This is a genomic window from Pantoea sp. SGAir0175 (assembly GCF_043547855.1).
This window is the reverse complement of record NZ_CP028081.1, coordinates 26545-42042: the sequence shown is the minus strand read 5'-3', so window position 1 is coordinate 42042 and position 15498 is coordinate 26545. Positions and strand designations below refer to the sequence as shown.

Annotated in this window: 17 protein-coding genes; 9 read left to right on the top strand and 8 right to left on the bottom strand. The window is 57.4% G+C overall.

The window, feature by feature from the left end:
• Window positions 1-154 precede the first annotated feature (154 nt).
• On the top strand, window positions 155-823 hold the full coding sequence (locus C1N56_RS00210) for a response regulator (protein WP_238561361.1): 669 nt from the start codon (window positions 155-157) through the stop codon (window positions 821-823).
• A gap of 222 nt (window positions 824-1045) precedes the next feature.
• Here the strand turns inward: C1N56_RS00210 and C1N56_RS00205 are convergent, their stop codons facing one another.
• Window positions 1046-1789, bottom strand: a complete 744-nt coding sequence (locus tag C1N56_RS00205) for an alpha/beta hydrolase (RefSeq protein WP_309785754.1) — start codon at window positions 1787-1789, stop codon at window positions 1046-1048.
• Between the two features lie 490 nt (window positions 1790-2279).
• On the opposite strand from C1N56_RS00205, the gene C1N56_RS00200 reads away from it, so the two are divergent.
• Window positions 2280-3356, top strand: a complete 1077-nt coding sequence (locus tag C1N56_RS00200) for an EpsG family protein (protein WP_223815726.1) — start codon at window positions 2280-2282, stop codon at window positions 3354-3356.
• Between the two features lie 26 nt (window positions 3357-3382).
• Here the strand turns inward: C1N56_RS00200 and C1N56_RS00195 are convergent, their stop codons facing one another.
• Window positions 3383-3712 (bottom strand): hypothetical protein, encoded by a 330-nt coding sequence (locus C1N56_RS00195; protein ID WP_166712405.1) that lies wholly within the window; start codon window positions 3710-3712, stop codon window positions 3383-3385.
• Here C1N56_RS00195 and C1N56_RS00190 point away from each other — a divergent pair.
• Complete coding sequence (locus C1N56_RS00190) at window positions 3602-4639, top strand: acyltransferase family protein (RefSeq protein ID WP_021506880.1); 1038 nt, start codon at window positions 3602-3604, stop codon at window positions 4637-4639. The two genes, C1N56_RS00195 and C1N56_RS00190, sit on opposite strands and share 111 nt — an antisense overlap.
• Before the next feature lie 48 nt (window positions 4640-4687).
• On the opposite strand, the gene C1N56_RS00185 is transcribed toward C1N56_RS00190, so the two are convergent.
• From C1N56_RS00185 to C1N56_RS00160, 6 genes are all read right to left on the bottom strand, one after another.
• A complete protein-coding gene (locus C1N56_RS00185; protein WP_058775602.1) occupies window positions 4688-5680 on the bottom strand; it encodes a LacI family DNA-binding transcriptional regulator in 993 nt (330 codons plus the stop codon).
• Between the two features lie 79 nt (window positions 5681-5759).
• Window positions 5760-6890 carry an ROK family protein gene (locus tag C1N56_RS00180; RefSeq protein WP_021506882.1) on the bottom strand — a complete coding sequence of 377 codons (1131 nt, stop codon included), beginning with the start codon at window positions 6888-6890 and terminating at the stop codon, window positions 5760-5762.
• 99 nt (window positions 6891-6989) lie between these two features.
• Entirely contained in the window at window positions 6990-7730 is a 741-nt protein-coding gene (gene dnaC / locus C1N56_RS00175) for a DNA replication protein DnaC (protein WP_021506883.1), read from the bottom strand.
• Entirely contained in the window at window positions 7730-8266 is a 537-nt protein-coding gene (gene dnaT / locus C1N56_RS00170) for a primosomal protein DnaT (protein ID WP_104189523.1), read from the bottom strand. Before dnaT ends, dnaC begins: the two co-directional genes overlap by 1 nt.
• 93 nt (window positions 8267-8359) lie before the next feature.
• Window positions 8360-9037: a hypothetical protein gene (locus tag C1N56_RS00165; RefSeq protein WP_104189521.1), complete on the bottom strand. Its 678-nt coding sequence runs from the start codon at window positions 9035-9037 to the stop codon at window positions 8360-8362.
• A gap of 78 nt (window positions 9038-9115) precedes the next feature.
• Window positions 9116-9805: an autotransporter domain-containing protein gene (locus C1N56_RS00160; protein WP_058775605.1), complete on the bottom strand. Its 690-nt coding sequence runs from the start codon at window positions 9803-9805 to the stop codon at window positions 9116-9118.
• 186 nt (window positions 9806-9991) lie between these two features.
• Between C1N56_RS00160 and C1N56_RS00155 the strand changes: the two genes are divergently transcribed.
• The 6 genes from C1N56_RS00155 to C1N56_RS00130 all read left to right on the top strand — a co-directional run bounded on the left by C1N56_RS00155 (window position 9992) and on the right by C1N56_RS00130 (window position 15436).
• Complete coding sequence (locus C1N56_RS00155) at window positions 9992-10552, top strand: DNA-3-methyladenine glycosylase I (protein WP_058781878.1); 561 nt, start codon at window positions 9992-9994, stop codon at window positions 10550-10552.
• A 109-nt stretch (window positions 10553-10661) separates the two neighbouring features.
• Window positions 10662-11324: an OmpA family lipoprotein gene (locus C1N56_RS00150; RefSeq protein ID WP_021506888.1), complete on the top strand. Its 663-nt coding sequence runs from the start codon at window positions 10662-10664 to the stop codon at window positions 11322-11324.
• A gap of 157 nt (window positions 11325-11481) precedes the next feature.
• Window positions 11482-12486: a LacI family DNA-binding transcriptional regulator gene (locus C1N56_RS00145; protein WP_058770744.1), complete on the top strand. Its 1005-nt coding sequence runs from the start codon at window positions 11482-11484 to the stop codon at window positions 12484-12486.
• Window positions 12487-12544: 58 nt separating this feature from the next.
• A complete protein-coding gene (locus tag C1N56_RS00140) occupies window positions 12545-13570 on the top strand; it encodes a LacI family DNA-binding transcriptional regulator (protein ID WP_211725003.1) in 1026 nt (341 codons plus the stop codon).
• 158 nt (window positions 13571-13728) lie between these two features.
• The gene (locus tag C1N56_RS00135) at window positions 13729-14478 is read left to right on the top strand and encodes a sugar phosphate isomerase/epimerase family protein (RefSeq protein WP_394516990.1); all 750 of its coding nucleotides are present in this window, start codon (window positions 13729-13731) and stop codon (window positions 14476-14478) included.
• A 10-nt stretch (window positions 14479-14488) separates the two neighbouring features.
• The gene (locus tag C1N56_RS00130; RefSeq protein WP_058758183.1) at window positions 14489-15436 is read left to right on the top strand and encodes a sugar kinase; all 948 of its coding nucleotides are present in this window, start codon (window positions 14489-14491) and stop codon (window positions 15434-15436) included.
• The last annotated feature ends 62 nt before the right edge of the window (window positions 15437-15498 follow it).

Genomic DNA, 15498 nt, shown 5'->3' with positions numbered 1-15498 from the left:
AATGTATATTTCCCACCAGGAAATAAAACTCCCCTAAGCGGAATAAGAAATTCCTTTTTGAAATTAAATTCACTCTGTAGGACATAGACTACAAATAATTATTTTATTGTTCTTGATCATACGCAATATATAAAATTCAGCGAGCGACTAAAGTTTGACCTGTCATTCACTCATCAGGAAAAGGTTAACTATGGCTCAGGTCGTTGTGGTTGATGACCATCCGATCGCGCGGATGGCAGTTCGTTATTTGCTGGAACAAAATGGACATACGGTGCTGGCCGAAAGCGCCGATGGCCGGGAAGCGGTAACGTTGATTCAGCAGCAGCAGCCGGATATCGTCATCATTGATATCGACCTGCCGTCGCTGGACGGAATTGAAGTGGTTAAGTCGTTGCGCGAGCAGAGTTTTCCAGGAAAAATCATTGTTATCTCCGGAAAAAATGAAAACGTGTATGCCGTGCAGAGCCTGCGCAGCGGTGCCAATGGCTTTGTCAGTAAAAAAACCGATATGCCAGAGATCGTCAGTGCTATTCAGGTGACACAACGTGGTTACGGTTATTTCCCGTTGGGCGGTTTTATGCAGCAAATGGAGCAGGATAGCACGCTGGCGGAGAAAAAAATGATTGAATCATTGTCACCACAGGAGTTTCAGGTTTTCCATCACATTATTAAGGGCCTGAATAATATGCGCATCGCGGCGCGGATGGGCGTCAGTAATAAAACCGTCAGCACTTATAAAAGCCGGTTGATGGATAAACTGCACTGCAAAACCATGAGTGATTTATTTGCTTTCGTGCACCGCAATCAAATGGAAGCCTCATAAATCGTCTGCAAAGAGTTATCGAGACACAGCCGTTTGACGTAGCGCTCACCCTCTCGCTCAGGCCGGTAACCATAACCGTGTGTTGATCGGTAAGTTGCCGTGCAGCAGTTATGATCAAATCCTTGCCAGGCTAACCGACGGTGTGCTGGCAGACACCGTATAACTGCCCAGGGAGGAATTCCGTTTCCTCTGCGGCATCTGCGTTACCGCGGCGCTTCCCGCTTACCGCTTCACCAGGCTGCTTTGCCAGGCGTGGAACAGGGTGAGCCAGTTTTGCACCGGCAGATGTTGCTTCTGGCCGGTGCCAAAGCCGTGACCACCCTGCTGGAACAGATGCAGCTCCACATTGACCTTGTTCTGCCGCAGGGCGCTGAACATGCCCAGCGCGTTTTGCGGTGAGGCGGTGCCGTCGTTCAGCGCCTGCACCAGAAAAGTCGGCGGCGTGTGTGCGCTGACGCGATCTTCCTGCGAAAGCTGCGCCATTTGCTGGGCACTGAGATCTTTTCCGTACAGCGCCGCGCGCGTGCCCGGGTGAGTGACGCCCTGTTTCAGCGACAGCACCGGATAGATGAGCGCGCTGAAATCCGGGCGCGCCGACACCTTATCCTGCGCATCGACGGCCTGATAGTTAGCTTCATCGGGGGTGTTGCTCAGATTGGCGGCGAGAAAGGCGCCGGCGGAAAAGCCCATCACGCCAATGCGGTCAGGCGCCACCTGGTACTGCTGCGCATTGGCCCGAATCAGCCGCAGCGCTCGCTGGGTGTCGGCAAAAGCCTGCTGGCGATACTGCGCTGAACCGTCATGTGGCAGACGATAAATTAACACAAATGAAGCGTAGCCCTGCTGGCTGAGCACGTTGGCCACGTCCAGCCCTTCAAGATCTTTCATAATATAAGAAAAACCCCCACCGGGAATGATTAGCACCGCCGCATGATTATTTTTTCCGGTTGCCGGAACATAAATCATTTGTGGCGCATCGACGTGGGTAACAGCCCGGTTATTAATGGCCGGGTTTTTACTAAAATTAATAAATTTATTATTTGCTGACACTTCATTTGGCCAGATCGGAATTTCCTTATTGGCAAACGCGGCCGGAAGATACAGTAAAAAAAACAGGCTAAATATCCGCAACCCTCTCATCGCACTGGCTCCAAATCCTGAATAAAAACAGTAACAAAAGTCAAACTGAGCGGATAAAATCGCTCAGTGACGCTCCGGCTCCCCGCGAGATAATGAAAAAAACGTACTCATCAAAAAATGTCTGTGGAAACGGTAGCAAATAAATATGGCAAAACCTATTCAATATAATATCGGACCAGGAAAAATTAGACTTTTCTCATGTTTACGTTAACAAGACCGTATGTTATAAGTGAATTTTAAACTATAAGAATCTGTGACCATGGGAATTTACTGGATCATAAGTCTTAGCCTGACTTTCGTCGCTATTGTCGAAATCATGTTAAGTAAAAATGAAAACACAGCGCAAATCAGGACGTGGCTTTATTTTGTTGCCGTTGTAGTACTTTTTACTTTTGGCGGTATTCGTGGCCTGGGAACCGGCCTTGATGACTTCCAGTATCGCGACTTCTATGCCCAGTTTATCGATAAAATTATTATCGAAGGTTTCTGGCGTGCTGTCGTGGAATTCCGTTATGAACCAGCCATTTACGCCATTGCCGGCGCGACACGTATCTTTACCGCTAATCCGGACATTTTCATCTTTGTCTTCGCGGTCATCGCTGTTGGTGTCAACGCGCACTACTTCCGTAAGCTGACACCGCTGCCGCTGGTGGCCCTCGCCGTCTACTCTGCGCACCTGTTTATCAACAAAGACATGAACCAGATTCGCTTCGGTTTATGTTCGGCGTTTTTAATGGGCTTCGTCTGGCACATGTCGCGGCGCAGCAAGTCTGGCATGATCACCACCTTCATCCTGTCGTTTATCAGCCACGCCACCGCGATTGTCGCGCTGCTGATTCCGCTGGCGATGATTGTGCGTAAAAACAAATACATCCCAATTGCCATCGTGGTCGCCAGCCTGCCGCTGGCGTTTCTCGGCAGTTCGGCGCTGATCGCCGCGCTCTCCAGCCACCTCGGTGCGCTGGGCGACAGGGCCATGGGCTATGCCGATGCCGATTCTCGCCAGGAACAGGGTATTCTGACCCTGTCGAACCTGAAGAATATCGGCTTCGTCTTTATCTTCAGCTACATGTTGCTGAGCGATAAAATTAAAAATTTCGACCCGGAAAAGTTTAATACCTATTACATTCTGGTGATCACTTTTGCCATCGGCAGTGGCCTGAGGATGGCGCTACAGGATTACGCTTCTGGTGGTCGTCTGGCGAACTATTTGCTGCAGGTTGAGCCGGTGCTTATTTCGCTGTGTATCTGGGAAACCAGAAAGCTGAAGAAGGTGCTTGCCGTGGCTGTCACCATTCTGATGGTGCTGTACTATCTCTACTACAACACCGTATCGAGCAAGCAGTCGATTGTCGGCTATGAGGTGTCACGCACTTTCCAGCTGTTCCGTTAGGTCCAGAAATAACGCTAGCCAACTGGTTAGCGTTTTTTCATTAATAAGCCCTTTCTCATCGTCATCCAGGGAAAATCCGAATATTTTACTGGTCCTGAACATTGCTTGCTTTTTATGTGGATTAAAATTCTAATAGATTGCATCTGCTCACGCAGAACACCTGTGATAAGAATATTCCGAAGCAACCATGCAAAGTCTTTCATGGCTTTTCCTGGCACGTCGTCACTCAATGAAAGAATGCTGACATGAACGAAAAAAACAATTTTGACATCGTACGACTTTCCCTCGCCTTTATCGTAATGCTGGTGCATTCCGCTGAGGTGACGAGAAACGCCGATATCCGTTTCCTGGCGCATTTTCTCAATAGTGATTTTGCCGTCAAAGGATTTTTCGCAATAAGTGGTTTTCTTATTGCAAAAAGTTACTTAAGAAGTAAATCGCTGACGTCCTATTTTATTAAGCGCGCGCAACGTATATTGCCGGCTTATATTTTCACCATCATCATGTGTTTTGTGATTGGCATGTGTCTTACCACCCTGCCGCTGATGGATTTCCTGAAAAATAAAGAAACCCTTAAATATCTGGTCGCCAACTTCTCGTTTCTTAACTTTATTCAGCCGTCGCTGCCGGGCGTGTTTACCGACAACCCCAATCAGCCGCTGGATGGTTCACTGTGGACCATCAAAGCCGAGCTGACACTCTACGTGCTGCTGCCCTTTATCGTGCCGTTGCTGAAGCGAAGCCCGCTGAAAGTGTGGAGCGTGATTTTTATTATCTCCTGCGCCTGGTACTTCTACTTCACCGCGCTGTACAGCGGCCCGAAAGCCGATACGCTGGCCAAGCAGTTTATTGCGCTGTCGTCCTACTTCTTCTTTGGCAGCCTGCTGGCGGTGCATCAGCCAACCTTTGACCGCCTGAAAGAGATCACCATTGTGTCGCTGGTGGTGTTCCTGCTGTTCAAGAGCACGGATTACGCGTTTATCGTTGAGCCGGTGGCGTTTTCGGCGGTAGTGATTCTGTTCTGCACCAGCCTGTGTAAAGAGATTAAAATCAGCCAGTACGGCGATCTCTCTTACGGCATGTACCTCTATCACTGGCCGATTATTCAGGTGCTGCAGCATTTCGGTGTGTTCGATGCCAACGCGTTTGCTGGCCTGGGGCTGACAATTGTGATGACGCTGGCGCTGGCTTACACCTCGTGGAATTTGCTGGAGAGCCGTTTCCTGAAGCGCACCCATCACGCTCAGCCGTCGATTGTGCCGCCCACCGCTGCACGCGACTAAGCGTTAATCATGCAGGCGCATGTCGCGCCTGCACCAGAGCGCCACCGATCAAATGGTGGCGCCCATCGACAGCTGATAATGCAAATCCACCTGTTCAATGGTGGGCTGCTGGTTAATTTTCTTCAGCACAATTTCCGTTGCCACTTTGCCCATCTCGAAGCGCGGTGTAATCACACTGGCCAGCCGCGGCGTTGTCGCCTGACCAATCTCCAGTCCGTGGAATCCGGCAATCGCCAGCGCCTGCGGCACTGCAATGCCTGCCGCCTGACACTCCTGCAGCACGCCGACCGCCAGATCATCGTTGGTACAAAGAATGGCATCCATCTGCGGATAGAGCTGGCGCGCCAGCGTCATCATGCCGGTGCCAATTGACACCGAAGAGACTTTGTTCGGTACGATGCGTCCGGCCGGCAATCCGGCCGCCGCCACGGCATCGCAATAGCCGGCGTAGCGCTGCTGGTCACGGCGGTCGGACATCGAGCCAAAATAAATCACCCGCTGTTTGCCGCTGGCCAGCAGCATCGCAGTCATGTCGTAGCCGGCACGGTAATTATCAAAGCCGACGTTAATGCGCCCGCGCGTCTCGCTTAGTCCCATCACTTCGGCGACCGGAATAGTGGCCGCGTTGAGATACTTTTCCGCGCGCACGGTGTGCACCGACTCGGTCAGGATCAATCCCTGCACGTTAAAAGCCAGCACCGTGGCAATCTGCTCTTCTTCGCGCTGCGGATTGTAGTCGTAGTTGACCACCAGCGTCTGATAGCCGTGGGCGCTGGTGACCGATTCGATACCGGCCAGCAGATCGGCAAAGATTTGATTATTGAATGAGGGGATGAGTACGCCGATGCGCGGCGGTGGGTGCCGCGACGCCGCGGTGTTTTCCTGTTCGGCGACGTAGCCGATTTCGGCCATGACGCTGGCGATTTTCGCCGCCGTTTCCGCCCTGACCTTTTCCGGCGTGCGCAGATAGCGGCTCACCGTCATCTTGGTGACCCCTGCGAGAGTCGCAATATCGTCCAGAGTGATGCGCTGCGTTTTCATTGCGCGGTCCGCAAAGAGAGCCTGTCAATCAACGTATTATGCCCGCTGGCGAGTCAAAAAAGAAACGCTGCTCCGCCGGTCATACCGCTCGTTCATAGTGCTCAATCACCGCCAGCGCCAGACCGTTGGCCGGATCGATGCGCTGCGGCAGAAAGTGCAGCGCGGTATGGGCAAAGGTAAACGCCAGCGTGCCGGCCTGTGCCGCCTGCTGTACCGCCTGCACAAACGCCGGTTGCGCATTCCACGGGCCGTCAATGATGATGCTGGCCGGATTGACCAGCTGCATCACCTGGCTCAGCGCATGGCCGAGATAGCGGCCGGTCTGCGCCATCAGCTCATACACGATCTCCGGCTCGCTGTCGCCAGACTGCCAGCGTAAGCCGGGCTTGCGCCGGGCCAGCTGCTGCTGGATCGCCGGCAGGCTGACCAGCGTTTCCAGACAGCCCTGCCGCCCGCAGCTGCAGCGCGCGCCGTTGGGCTGCACGCTCAGATGACCAATCTCACCGGCGGTCCAGCTGCTGCCGCTGAACACCTCGCCGCGCTCCACCAGCGCGCCGCCCACGCCGTCGGCGATGCGCAGATAGAAATGACTTTGCGCTTTATTGAGCTCCAGCTGCTGCACCGCCAGCAGCGCGGCCGCTTTGACGTTATTCATGATGCGCAGCGGCAGCTCAACGCCGCGCCGCAGCGGCGTCAGCACATCGACATCCTGCCAGCCGAGCGGCGCAGAAAAGTGCACCCGCCCGCGCTGAGAATCAATGATGCCGGGAAAACCGATGGCGACGCCCAGCAGCGCCGGATGCGCCGCGCGCAGCGTCTGACACACTTCCGTCAGCTCGTGCAGCAGCCCGTCGGCATCGGCCGTTTCGGTGCGCCAGGTTTGCTCGGCCACCACGCGCGAAAAGTAGTCGCACACGCGCCAGTGAATCGCCTGGCGCTCCACCATGATGCCCGCACTTTTCAGCTGACCCGCGCGCAGTTCGATCTCAATTTTGGGCCGGCCGGCCGCCGCCACGCTGACCGGGCCAAGCTCGTGAATCAGCCCCTGCGCCAGCAGGTCATCGATAATCAGGGAAACGGTGTTTTTGCTCAGGTCGAGCGCCAGCGCCAGATCCTGGCGGGAAGTGATGCGGGTGGTACGCAGCTGCGTCATCACCCGCTTGAGGTTGTTCAGTCGAAGTACCGCTGGTCCTTTCCCGGCTGCTTTCATCGCACCCTCACCTGGCAAAGAGTAATAGGTGTAAGTTTAGCAGCCCGCACCGGCGGTTAATCGCCGGTAAAACCGGGTTTTTACCGCTTCTGCCGCGTATCAGTACTCGTCGCCGCGCACGCGGCTGCGGTAACTTTCCCAGTCAAAACGCACCCACAGGCTATTACCGAGGCGCATGCGATCCATCACCCGTTCGCCAAGCAGCGTATTCATGCCGGCCGGATCGAGGTTGGAGAGCATGCCGGTCGGCCGCTTTGACGACGAACGGCGATCAACAATCTGATTGATGATCACTTTCTCGTAGCGCGATTCGCTCTGCATGCCGATCTCATCGATCACCAGCAGATCGACATGGCTGAGATCCTGCAGCAGCCGCTCTTCGGTCAGGTCGCTGCCGCCGCTGAAGGTGCCTTTCATGCTCGACATCAGATCGGCCACCGTGACAATCAGCACGCTTTTACCGCGCAGAATCAGATCGTTACCAATCGCCGCCGCCAGATGGTTTTTGCCAGTGCCAGGACGACCAGAAAACACGAAGCTGGCGATGCTGTTCTCAAAGCCGGCGGCGTATTCACGCGCCAGACTGAGCGCCTTGCGCTGGCCGTCATTTTCGACGCGGTAGTTGTCGAACGAGCAGTTCATGTGCAACTCACGGATGCCGGAGCGGCCCATGATGCGCTGCATCTTCATGGCGCGGTTTTCGCGCACAATCGCTTCTGAGCGCAGCCGGCCCTGCTCCTGATTCCACGCCAGCAGCTCGGCGCCGTTTTTAAACTTTGGCTGCACATCCGCGGGCATAATTTTTTTCAGGCGACTGAAAAGATCGTTCGGCGTTTTCATTACTCACCTCGGAATCCATCGGGAATATCATAATCAGTATTGCTGATCTGGGTGATATCGCGCTTTGGCTGACCGCCGTTGGCGGCGCGGTTCATCTGCACGCTGCGCGCCAGTTTCTGCTGCCACTGTACATGGTGAAACAGCCGGCCCTCTGCCTGCCAGTAGGCGACGAAAGCCGCCAGCTCTGCGGCGGTCACCGGCTCGCTCAGCGCCACGCCCCAGATCGCTGCCTGGCGCTGGAAGTCGCTGTCCGGCTGCCAGCCCGAATACATGGCGAACTTGCCCACCGGCACGGCGACCGGCGCGGCGTCGCTGTGAAACAGGCTGTCGTCCAGCGTGACATCATTCGGCTGCTGCGCCGCCGCTTCCAGCGCCAGCAGGTGCGCGAGACGCTGCGGCGTGATCGCGTAAAACGCCGGAACATTATTGTGCAGCACCGCCAGCGTGCCGTTATCGGCCTGCTGCAGCGTGGTGAGGGGATTGTGGCAAAAGCCGTCCAGCCCCACCAGCGTTGAAGATAAGATTTTGACTGACATGAAGAAACCTGACGTTGACTCACCCGGCGACCCGGTGCTAAGCGGTCAGTGTACCTGTTTTAGCACCGGGGATCGCCATAAAACCGCGCGGATTTAGCGCGAGGCGAAGTGCGGTTCAGCCGCCTCAATGCTGACCGCGCGACGGCTGGCGCGTGCCGTTGCCAGCGCCGGGCGGGTTTGCCACAGATAGCGCAGCGATGCCACCAGACACAGGCTGTAGCCAAACAGCTCGCTGCCCTCTTCCGCCATGTTCTTCACCACGCGGTTATAGCCATCCAGCATCAGTTGCTGCCACAGCTCATGCATGCCAAACAGCCGCGAGAACACCAGCACCGCCAGCAGCCCGGCGGCCATCATTTGCCAGCTGCGATGCTGCAGCAGTGCCGCCAGGCCCGGCAGGATTTGCCGCGGCTGACGCAGCGCCATCGCCAGCGAGGCCGCGGTCGCTGCCAGCGCAAACCACAGCCATGCGCCGTGCTGCACCACGTCGAACAGAAAATCCATTTCACGAATCAGCATGCAGCTGAAGAAGCCACCGACCAGAATCAGCGCGCTGCGCTGCTGCGGTCGCTGCCAGGCGGCGAGGAAGAACAGTGCGGCAATGGCCGCCAGCATCAGCTCCTGTGTCGCTTCGGTGAAAGAGGTTTCGTGCAGTGCATCGTTCATCCAGTTGACGTCGATGTAGACCATCGCCATACAGAAGACCAGCACCAATCCACTGATGATAAAGGCCGCCAGTTCGCGGCTAATAAGAATAATGTTTTCGCGCATTGTGATACCAAATCAGAAAATAATTAGCGCGCTTATTATATTTCCGCTGGCTGGCACCACTTCTCATTTCATGCCGCTTCAGAAGCTGGCGCTGACGCCGAGGTTGTAAATGAACTGTTCGCCGCTGCTAACCGCGCCGGTCTGGGCGAAGGAGGCGAACGCCGCCATGTTCTGGCCGAGCGGCAGACGGGCACCGACGCTGACATCCATCCAGTTCGTTTCCCGATTCATCTCTTCCGGCCGATCGCGTGGCGCGGCCGTGCCGTCGAAGCTGAGCTGATGGCTGTAACTCACCTGCGCCCACGGCGATATCCAGCCAAAACTGGAATCCACGCGCCAGCCCAGTGAAGCGATGTGTTCGGCGTTGTTACGATCAACCGGCGCGCAGGCGGCGCAGCTCAGGGTGGAATCATCGACGGCAAACTGCGCCACCGGACCGGTGCGCAGGCGGTCATTCATCGGCAGGTTCCAGCCTGCCGAGTAGCGGTTCACCAGCGGCGAGTTGCCGACGCTGGCCGTTTCGCTGTGCAGCGCCATGCCGCCGCCGGGCGGATTGAGCGCGGCATCAAGCAGATCGCTGTCGCGGTTTTCTGTCAACATCAGATGATTACTGGAAATTTTTTCGGCAAGTATCGCATTGTAATCCGGCGCGCTGCTCTCGCTGGCCTGATCCCAGGCGTGCGCCGGCAGGGCCGCCACCAGTAGCCACCCACCGCTAAAGGCCAGCGCAAGGAGACGCTGGCCGGTCCGCTGACTGTTCTGCCACATGAAAGACTCCTGACGAGCCGGAAGGGATCGGGTTGGCCTTGAAATTGATGATCATCCTGAAGCGTTCACCCGGTTGCAGCGCGAACGTCCATGACGTTATTATCGGCACCCATTGATTAACTATTAATCGATTCTTTCAAACGTCAAGCGACTGACCGCTTTTTCTCATGCTTAGGGAGTGATGCAATGCAGCGATGTGGCTGGGTAACACAGGATGCGCTTTATCTGGCGTACCACGACACGGAATGGGGCGTGCCGCAGACCGATAAGCGCGCCTTATTTGAGATGCTGTGTCTGGAGGGGCAACAGGCTGGCCTGTCATGGATCACCGTGCTGAAAAAGCGCGAGAACTACCGCCAGGCGTTTCATGATTTTGATCCGCAGGCGGTGGCGCTGATGGATGAGGCCGATCTGCTGCGCCTGCTGCAGAACAGCGGTTTGATCCGCCATCGCGGCAAGCTGGAAGCCATCATCAATAATGCCAAAGCACTGCTGGCGCTGGAGGCCACCGGTGAAGACTTTTCCCGCTTTATCTGGTCATTTGTCGATAACCAGCCGATTTTGCACCGTTACGCGGATTACAAACTGGCGCCCACCACCTCCGAACCGGCCATTGCGCTGTCTAAAGCGCTTAAGAAGCGTGGTTTTAAATTCGTCGGGCCTACAACCTGCCACTCTTTTTTACAGGCCTGCGGGCTGATAAACGATCATCAAACCAGCTGTTTCTGCCATCCCGATAATCTTTAAGGCAAAAGTTTACAAATTAAGACTGCGCCTCACGAATTTCCCCATCATTGAACGGCATAATAGTGCCGTTTTGGGGCATTTTCCCCGTTTCCGTATGAGGGACTTTTTCATGAAAAAGCGTGTACTGGCGCTGGCCTTGTTAATGAGCGGCAGCGTGGCGCTGTCGGGTTGTACCACCAATCCTTATACCGGCGAATCGCAGGCCGGGAAATCGGGCATCGGCGCGGGTCTGGGCGCGGTGCTGGGCGCTGGCGTGGGCGTGCTCTCTTCGTCGAAGAAAGATCGCGGTAAAGGTGCGCTCATTGGCGCAGCGTCCGGTGCGGCACTGGGCGGCGGCGTCGGCTATTACATGGATGTGCAGGAAGCCAAACTGCGCGACAAGATGCGCGGTACCGGCGTCAGCGTAACGCGTCAGGGCGATAACATCGTGCTAAACATGCCGAACAACGTGACTTTTGACTCGAGCAGCGCCAACCTGAAACCGGCCGGCGCGAATACGCTGACCGGCGTGGCGATGGTGCTGAAAGAGTATCCGAAAACCGCCGTCAACGTGGTCGGCTTTACCGACAGCACCGGCACGCGCGCGCTGAACATGCGCCTGTCGCAGCAGCGTGCAGAAAGCGTTGCCAGCGCGCTGATCGTGCAGGGCGTGGCGCAGAACCGCCTGCGCACCCAGGGCATGGGCCCGGATAACCCGGTCGCCAGCAACAGCACCGAAGCCGGTAAAGCACAAAACCGTCGCGTCGAAATTACCCTGAGTCCGCTGGGCTAAGGCACAGGCCGGTCTGCCGCTGCAGGCCGGTTTTCGACGCGTTTTTACGCGCTTATTGACGCGCAAAGCAGCAGATAACGCGTAAACGTCGCAGCACGATAGAGCCAGCGATGACTTTATGCTAGCGTGATCAAAATTTGATCAGTGGAATGCCATCATGTCACTCAAAGCTATCGCCTCCGCCCTTGGCCTCTCTGTGACCACCGTGAGCCGCGCGCTGAATGGGTTTGATGATGTCGCCGCTGCTACCCGCAAACGCATCGAAGAGGAAGCCGACCGGCGCGGTTATCGCCCGAATGCCGCCGCGCGTCGCCTGAAGACCGGCCGTGCCAATGCGGTCGGGCTGGTGTTTCCGGTCAGCAATGCCTCACTCAACGACAGCTACTACAGTGAAATGCTGCTGACGCTCGATCAGCGTCTCGCCCTGCACGAGATCGATCTGCTGTTGCTCCCCGACAAACCGCAGGATCAGCAGCGCAATTTGCTGCGCATGCTGCGCAGCGGCGTGCTGGACGCGCTGATAGTCACCCATACCACGCCGCAGGATGTGCGATTGCAGCGCCTGCAGCAGAAGGGTTTTCGCTTTCTTACGCTGGGGCGCAGCCAACTGCCGCAGCCTTACGCCTGGTTTGATTATGATAACCATGCCGGAACGCTACTGGCGGCGCAGCACTGCCAGCAGCAGGGCTATACGCGCATCGCTTATCTCGGCGGTAACGAGCCCAGCACCTACATTCTTGACCGCCGACAGGGGTTTATCGACGCGCTGCCCGCCACGCCCTGCGCGCAGCAGGCTGGCTGGATAGCCGCGCTGCCGCCCTCGCGCCGCGCGGGCTATCAGCAAACCCGCGCCTGGCTGGCGCACGTTATCCAGCCTGACGCCATCATCACCGACTGCAGCCCGCTCGGCGAAGGCGCAGCGATTGCCCTGCAGCAGGCCGGGCGTCTGAGCGGCGCGCAGGCAATCCCCCTGTACGTGTACGATGGTTTGCCGCACGACTCGATTATCACGCAACCGGTCAACGCGATTCTGCAATCATCACAGCAGCGGATTGGCGAACGCGTCGCCGAAATGGTGCTGCAGCTGCTGGAGGGCGCGCCGCCCGCGCAGTTACAGACGCTGTGGCAGCCAATGCTGCGCCTCACTTCTGACGCACAGTGATTGCGCGGGTGCCGCGCTGTGATAGTCTTCGCCTGATGCAATTAATCAGGTGTATGTGATGAAAACCAGGCCGCCACGAGCCACAATCAGTGACGTTGCCCGCACGGCAAAAACCGGTAAAACCAGCGTTTCCCGCTATCTGAATGGCGAAGTACATCTGCTTTCGCCGGATCTGAAAGCCCGTATCGAACAGGCGATTGCCGACCTCAACTACCGCCCCAGCCAGATGGCGCGCGGACTCAAACGCGGCCGCACCCGGCTGATAGGCCTGATCATTGCCGATATCACCAACCCCTACTCGGTGGATGTGCTGAGCGGCATTGAAGCCGCCTGCCGCGCGCGCGGCTTCACGCTGCTGATGTGTAACACCAACAACGAAGTGGATCTCGAACAGCACTACCTGCAGCTGCTCAGCAGCTATCAGGTGGAAGGCATCGTGGTCAACGCGGTTGGGATGCACGAAGAGGTGCTCAACCGTCTGCAGCAGTCGATGCTGCCGATGGTGCTGATTGACCGCAAAATTCCCGACTTCGCCTGCGACGTGGTCGGGCTCAACAACCCGGAGGCCGCCCGCATCGCCACCCGGCATCTGCTGGATAACGGCTATGAAGCGCTGCTGTTTCTCAGTGAGCCGCTCGGCAGCGTCAATACCCGCCGCGAACGTCTCGCCGCCTTCTTTGACACCATCAGCGGCGCGCCACAGGTGGTGGCAGAGAATGCCGAAGTGGTGTTGCATCAGCCGGCGCAGCTGGAACAGGTGCTGCAGGCGTTTCATCAACGCCATCCGGGCAAACGCTGCGCGGTGATGGCCGCCAACGGTGCGCTGACGCTACAGGTGGCGCGGGCGTTACAGCGCCTGACGCTGCGCTGGGGCGAGAACATTGGCCTGCTGGGCTTCGACGAGCTGGAGTGGGCGGCACTGGCCGGCGTCGGCATTACTACGTTGAAACAGCCCACCTGGCAAATCGGCTACGCCGCGCTGGAGCAGGTGATCGCGCGTATCGAAGGCAGCGAACAACCGATTCGTGAGCAGGTTTTCTCTGGCGAGCTGATCGTGCGCGGCTCCAGCCAGCCGCTGCGCTAATCCCGCTTTTCACGGCTCACTTCGTGAGCAGGATCATAAATCCGCACTCTGCTACTTTCCTTTGGAACCGGTTCCATTAAGCTTTTTACAGCACATTAACGTGCTGTCCGGCGCATAACGGTGCGGCGGGCAGCACAGCGGTAACGGCTGGAGGAAAGATGTCGAAAGCGGAAATTATTGTGGTCACGGCCGCCTACGGTGCGCACAAGGTGGCAGAACTGGGCGGCCAGGCAGCGCTACTGCCGCTGATTAAAGCGGCCGGAGCCGATGGCGTCGAGATCCGCCGCGAGTTGTTCAGCGACGACCAACTGTGCCAGCTGCACACGCTCGGCGACGCCATTCGCCAGCATCAGCTCAGCGCCAGTTATTCAGTGCCGGAAGCGCTGTGGCAGGCGGACGGCGCGCTCAATCCGCGTCTGGCGCAGTTCCTGCAGGAAGCTGAGCTGCTGGGCGCTCAGCGCCTCAAGCTGGCGCTGGGTCACTATGTGTCACTGGCCGATCGCCAGCTGGTTGAAGTGCTGGCCGGCTCGCGCGTCACGCTGGTGGTGGAGAACGATCAGACGCCCGACAGCAAACTCACGCCAATGCTGCACTTCTTCCATCACGCCTGCGATGCCGCGCTGCCGCTGGATATGACTTTCGACATGGGCAACTGGCGCTGGACCGGCGAAGACGCCCTGCAGGCAGCGGCGCAGCTCAGTCGCTACGTGAGCTACATTCATGTTAAGGCGGCGGTGCCGCACGGTGACAGCTTCCGCGCCATTGCGCTGGATGACGCCGACGACAGCTGGCGCACGCTGCTGCAGGCGCTGCCGGCCGATGCACCGCGCGGTATTGAGTTCCCATTAGCCGGCGCAGATTTACTGGCGGTGACCCGCCACTACGTCGATCTGCTGCGCGCGGTGTAAGGAGTTGAGCATGACACACACTTCTCAGCTGGATGTCGTCACCATTGGTGAAGCGATGGCGATGTTTATCGCCGGGCAAACCGGCGATCTCGCCGCAGCCGATCAGTTCACGAAGCGCATTGCCGGTGCCGAACTTAACGTGGCGATTGGTCTGGCGCGCCTCGGTTTGCAGGTGGGCTGGGTCAGCCGCGTCGGCGACGACAGCTTCGGCCGTTTTACCCTGCAGCAGCTGGCGAAAGAGCACGTTGACCACCGCTGCGTGACCATTGATAACCGCTATCGCACCGGTTTTCAGCTCAAAGCGCGCGTGGACGACGGCTCCGACCCGGAAGTGGAGTATTTCCGTAAAGGCTCCGCCGCCAGCCACCTGTCACCGGATGATTTCGACGAAAGCTACTTCGGCAGCGCGCGCCATCTGCATCTGAGCGGCGTGGCCGCCGCGCTTTCCGATAGCTCGCTGGCGCTGGCTAAACATGCGGCGAAAGAGATGCGCGCCCGCGGCAAAACTATCTCCTTTGATCCTAATCTGCGTCCGGTGCTGTGGCGCAGTGAAGAAGAGATGCGTAAGCAGCTGAATTTACTGGCAGAATACGCCGACTGGGTGCTGCCAGGTGAAAAAGAGGGGCTGATTCTGACCGGCTACCGTCAGCCTGAGGCGATCGCGGATTTCTACCTCGACAAAGGCGTGCGGGCGGTGGTGATCAAAACCGGCAGCGACGGCGCCTGGTATAAAACCGCCGCGGGCGAACAGGGCCAGATTGCGCCGATCCACGTGGAGAATGTGGTGGATACCGTCGGCGCGGGCGATGGCTTTGCGGTCGGGCTGATCAGCGCACTGCTGGAAGGGAAATCGCTGCCGCAGGCGATTCTGCGTGGTAACAAAATTGGTTCGCTGGCGATTCAGGTTGCCGGCGACAGCGAAGGTCTGCCGACGCGCGCAGCGCTCGGCGATTATTAAACAAACGCACGGACCGGTAGCGGCGCAATTTATTGCGCACATGCAGGACGCAACGTCAACAA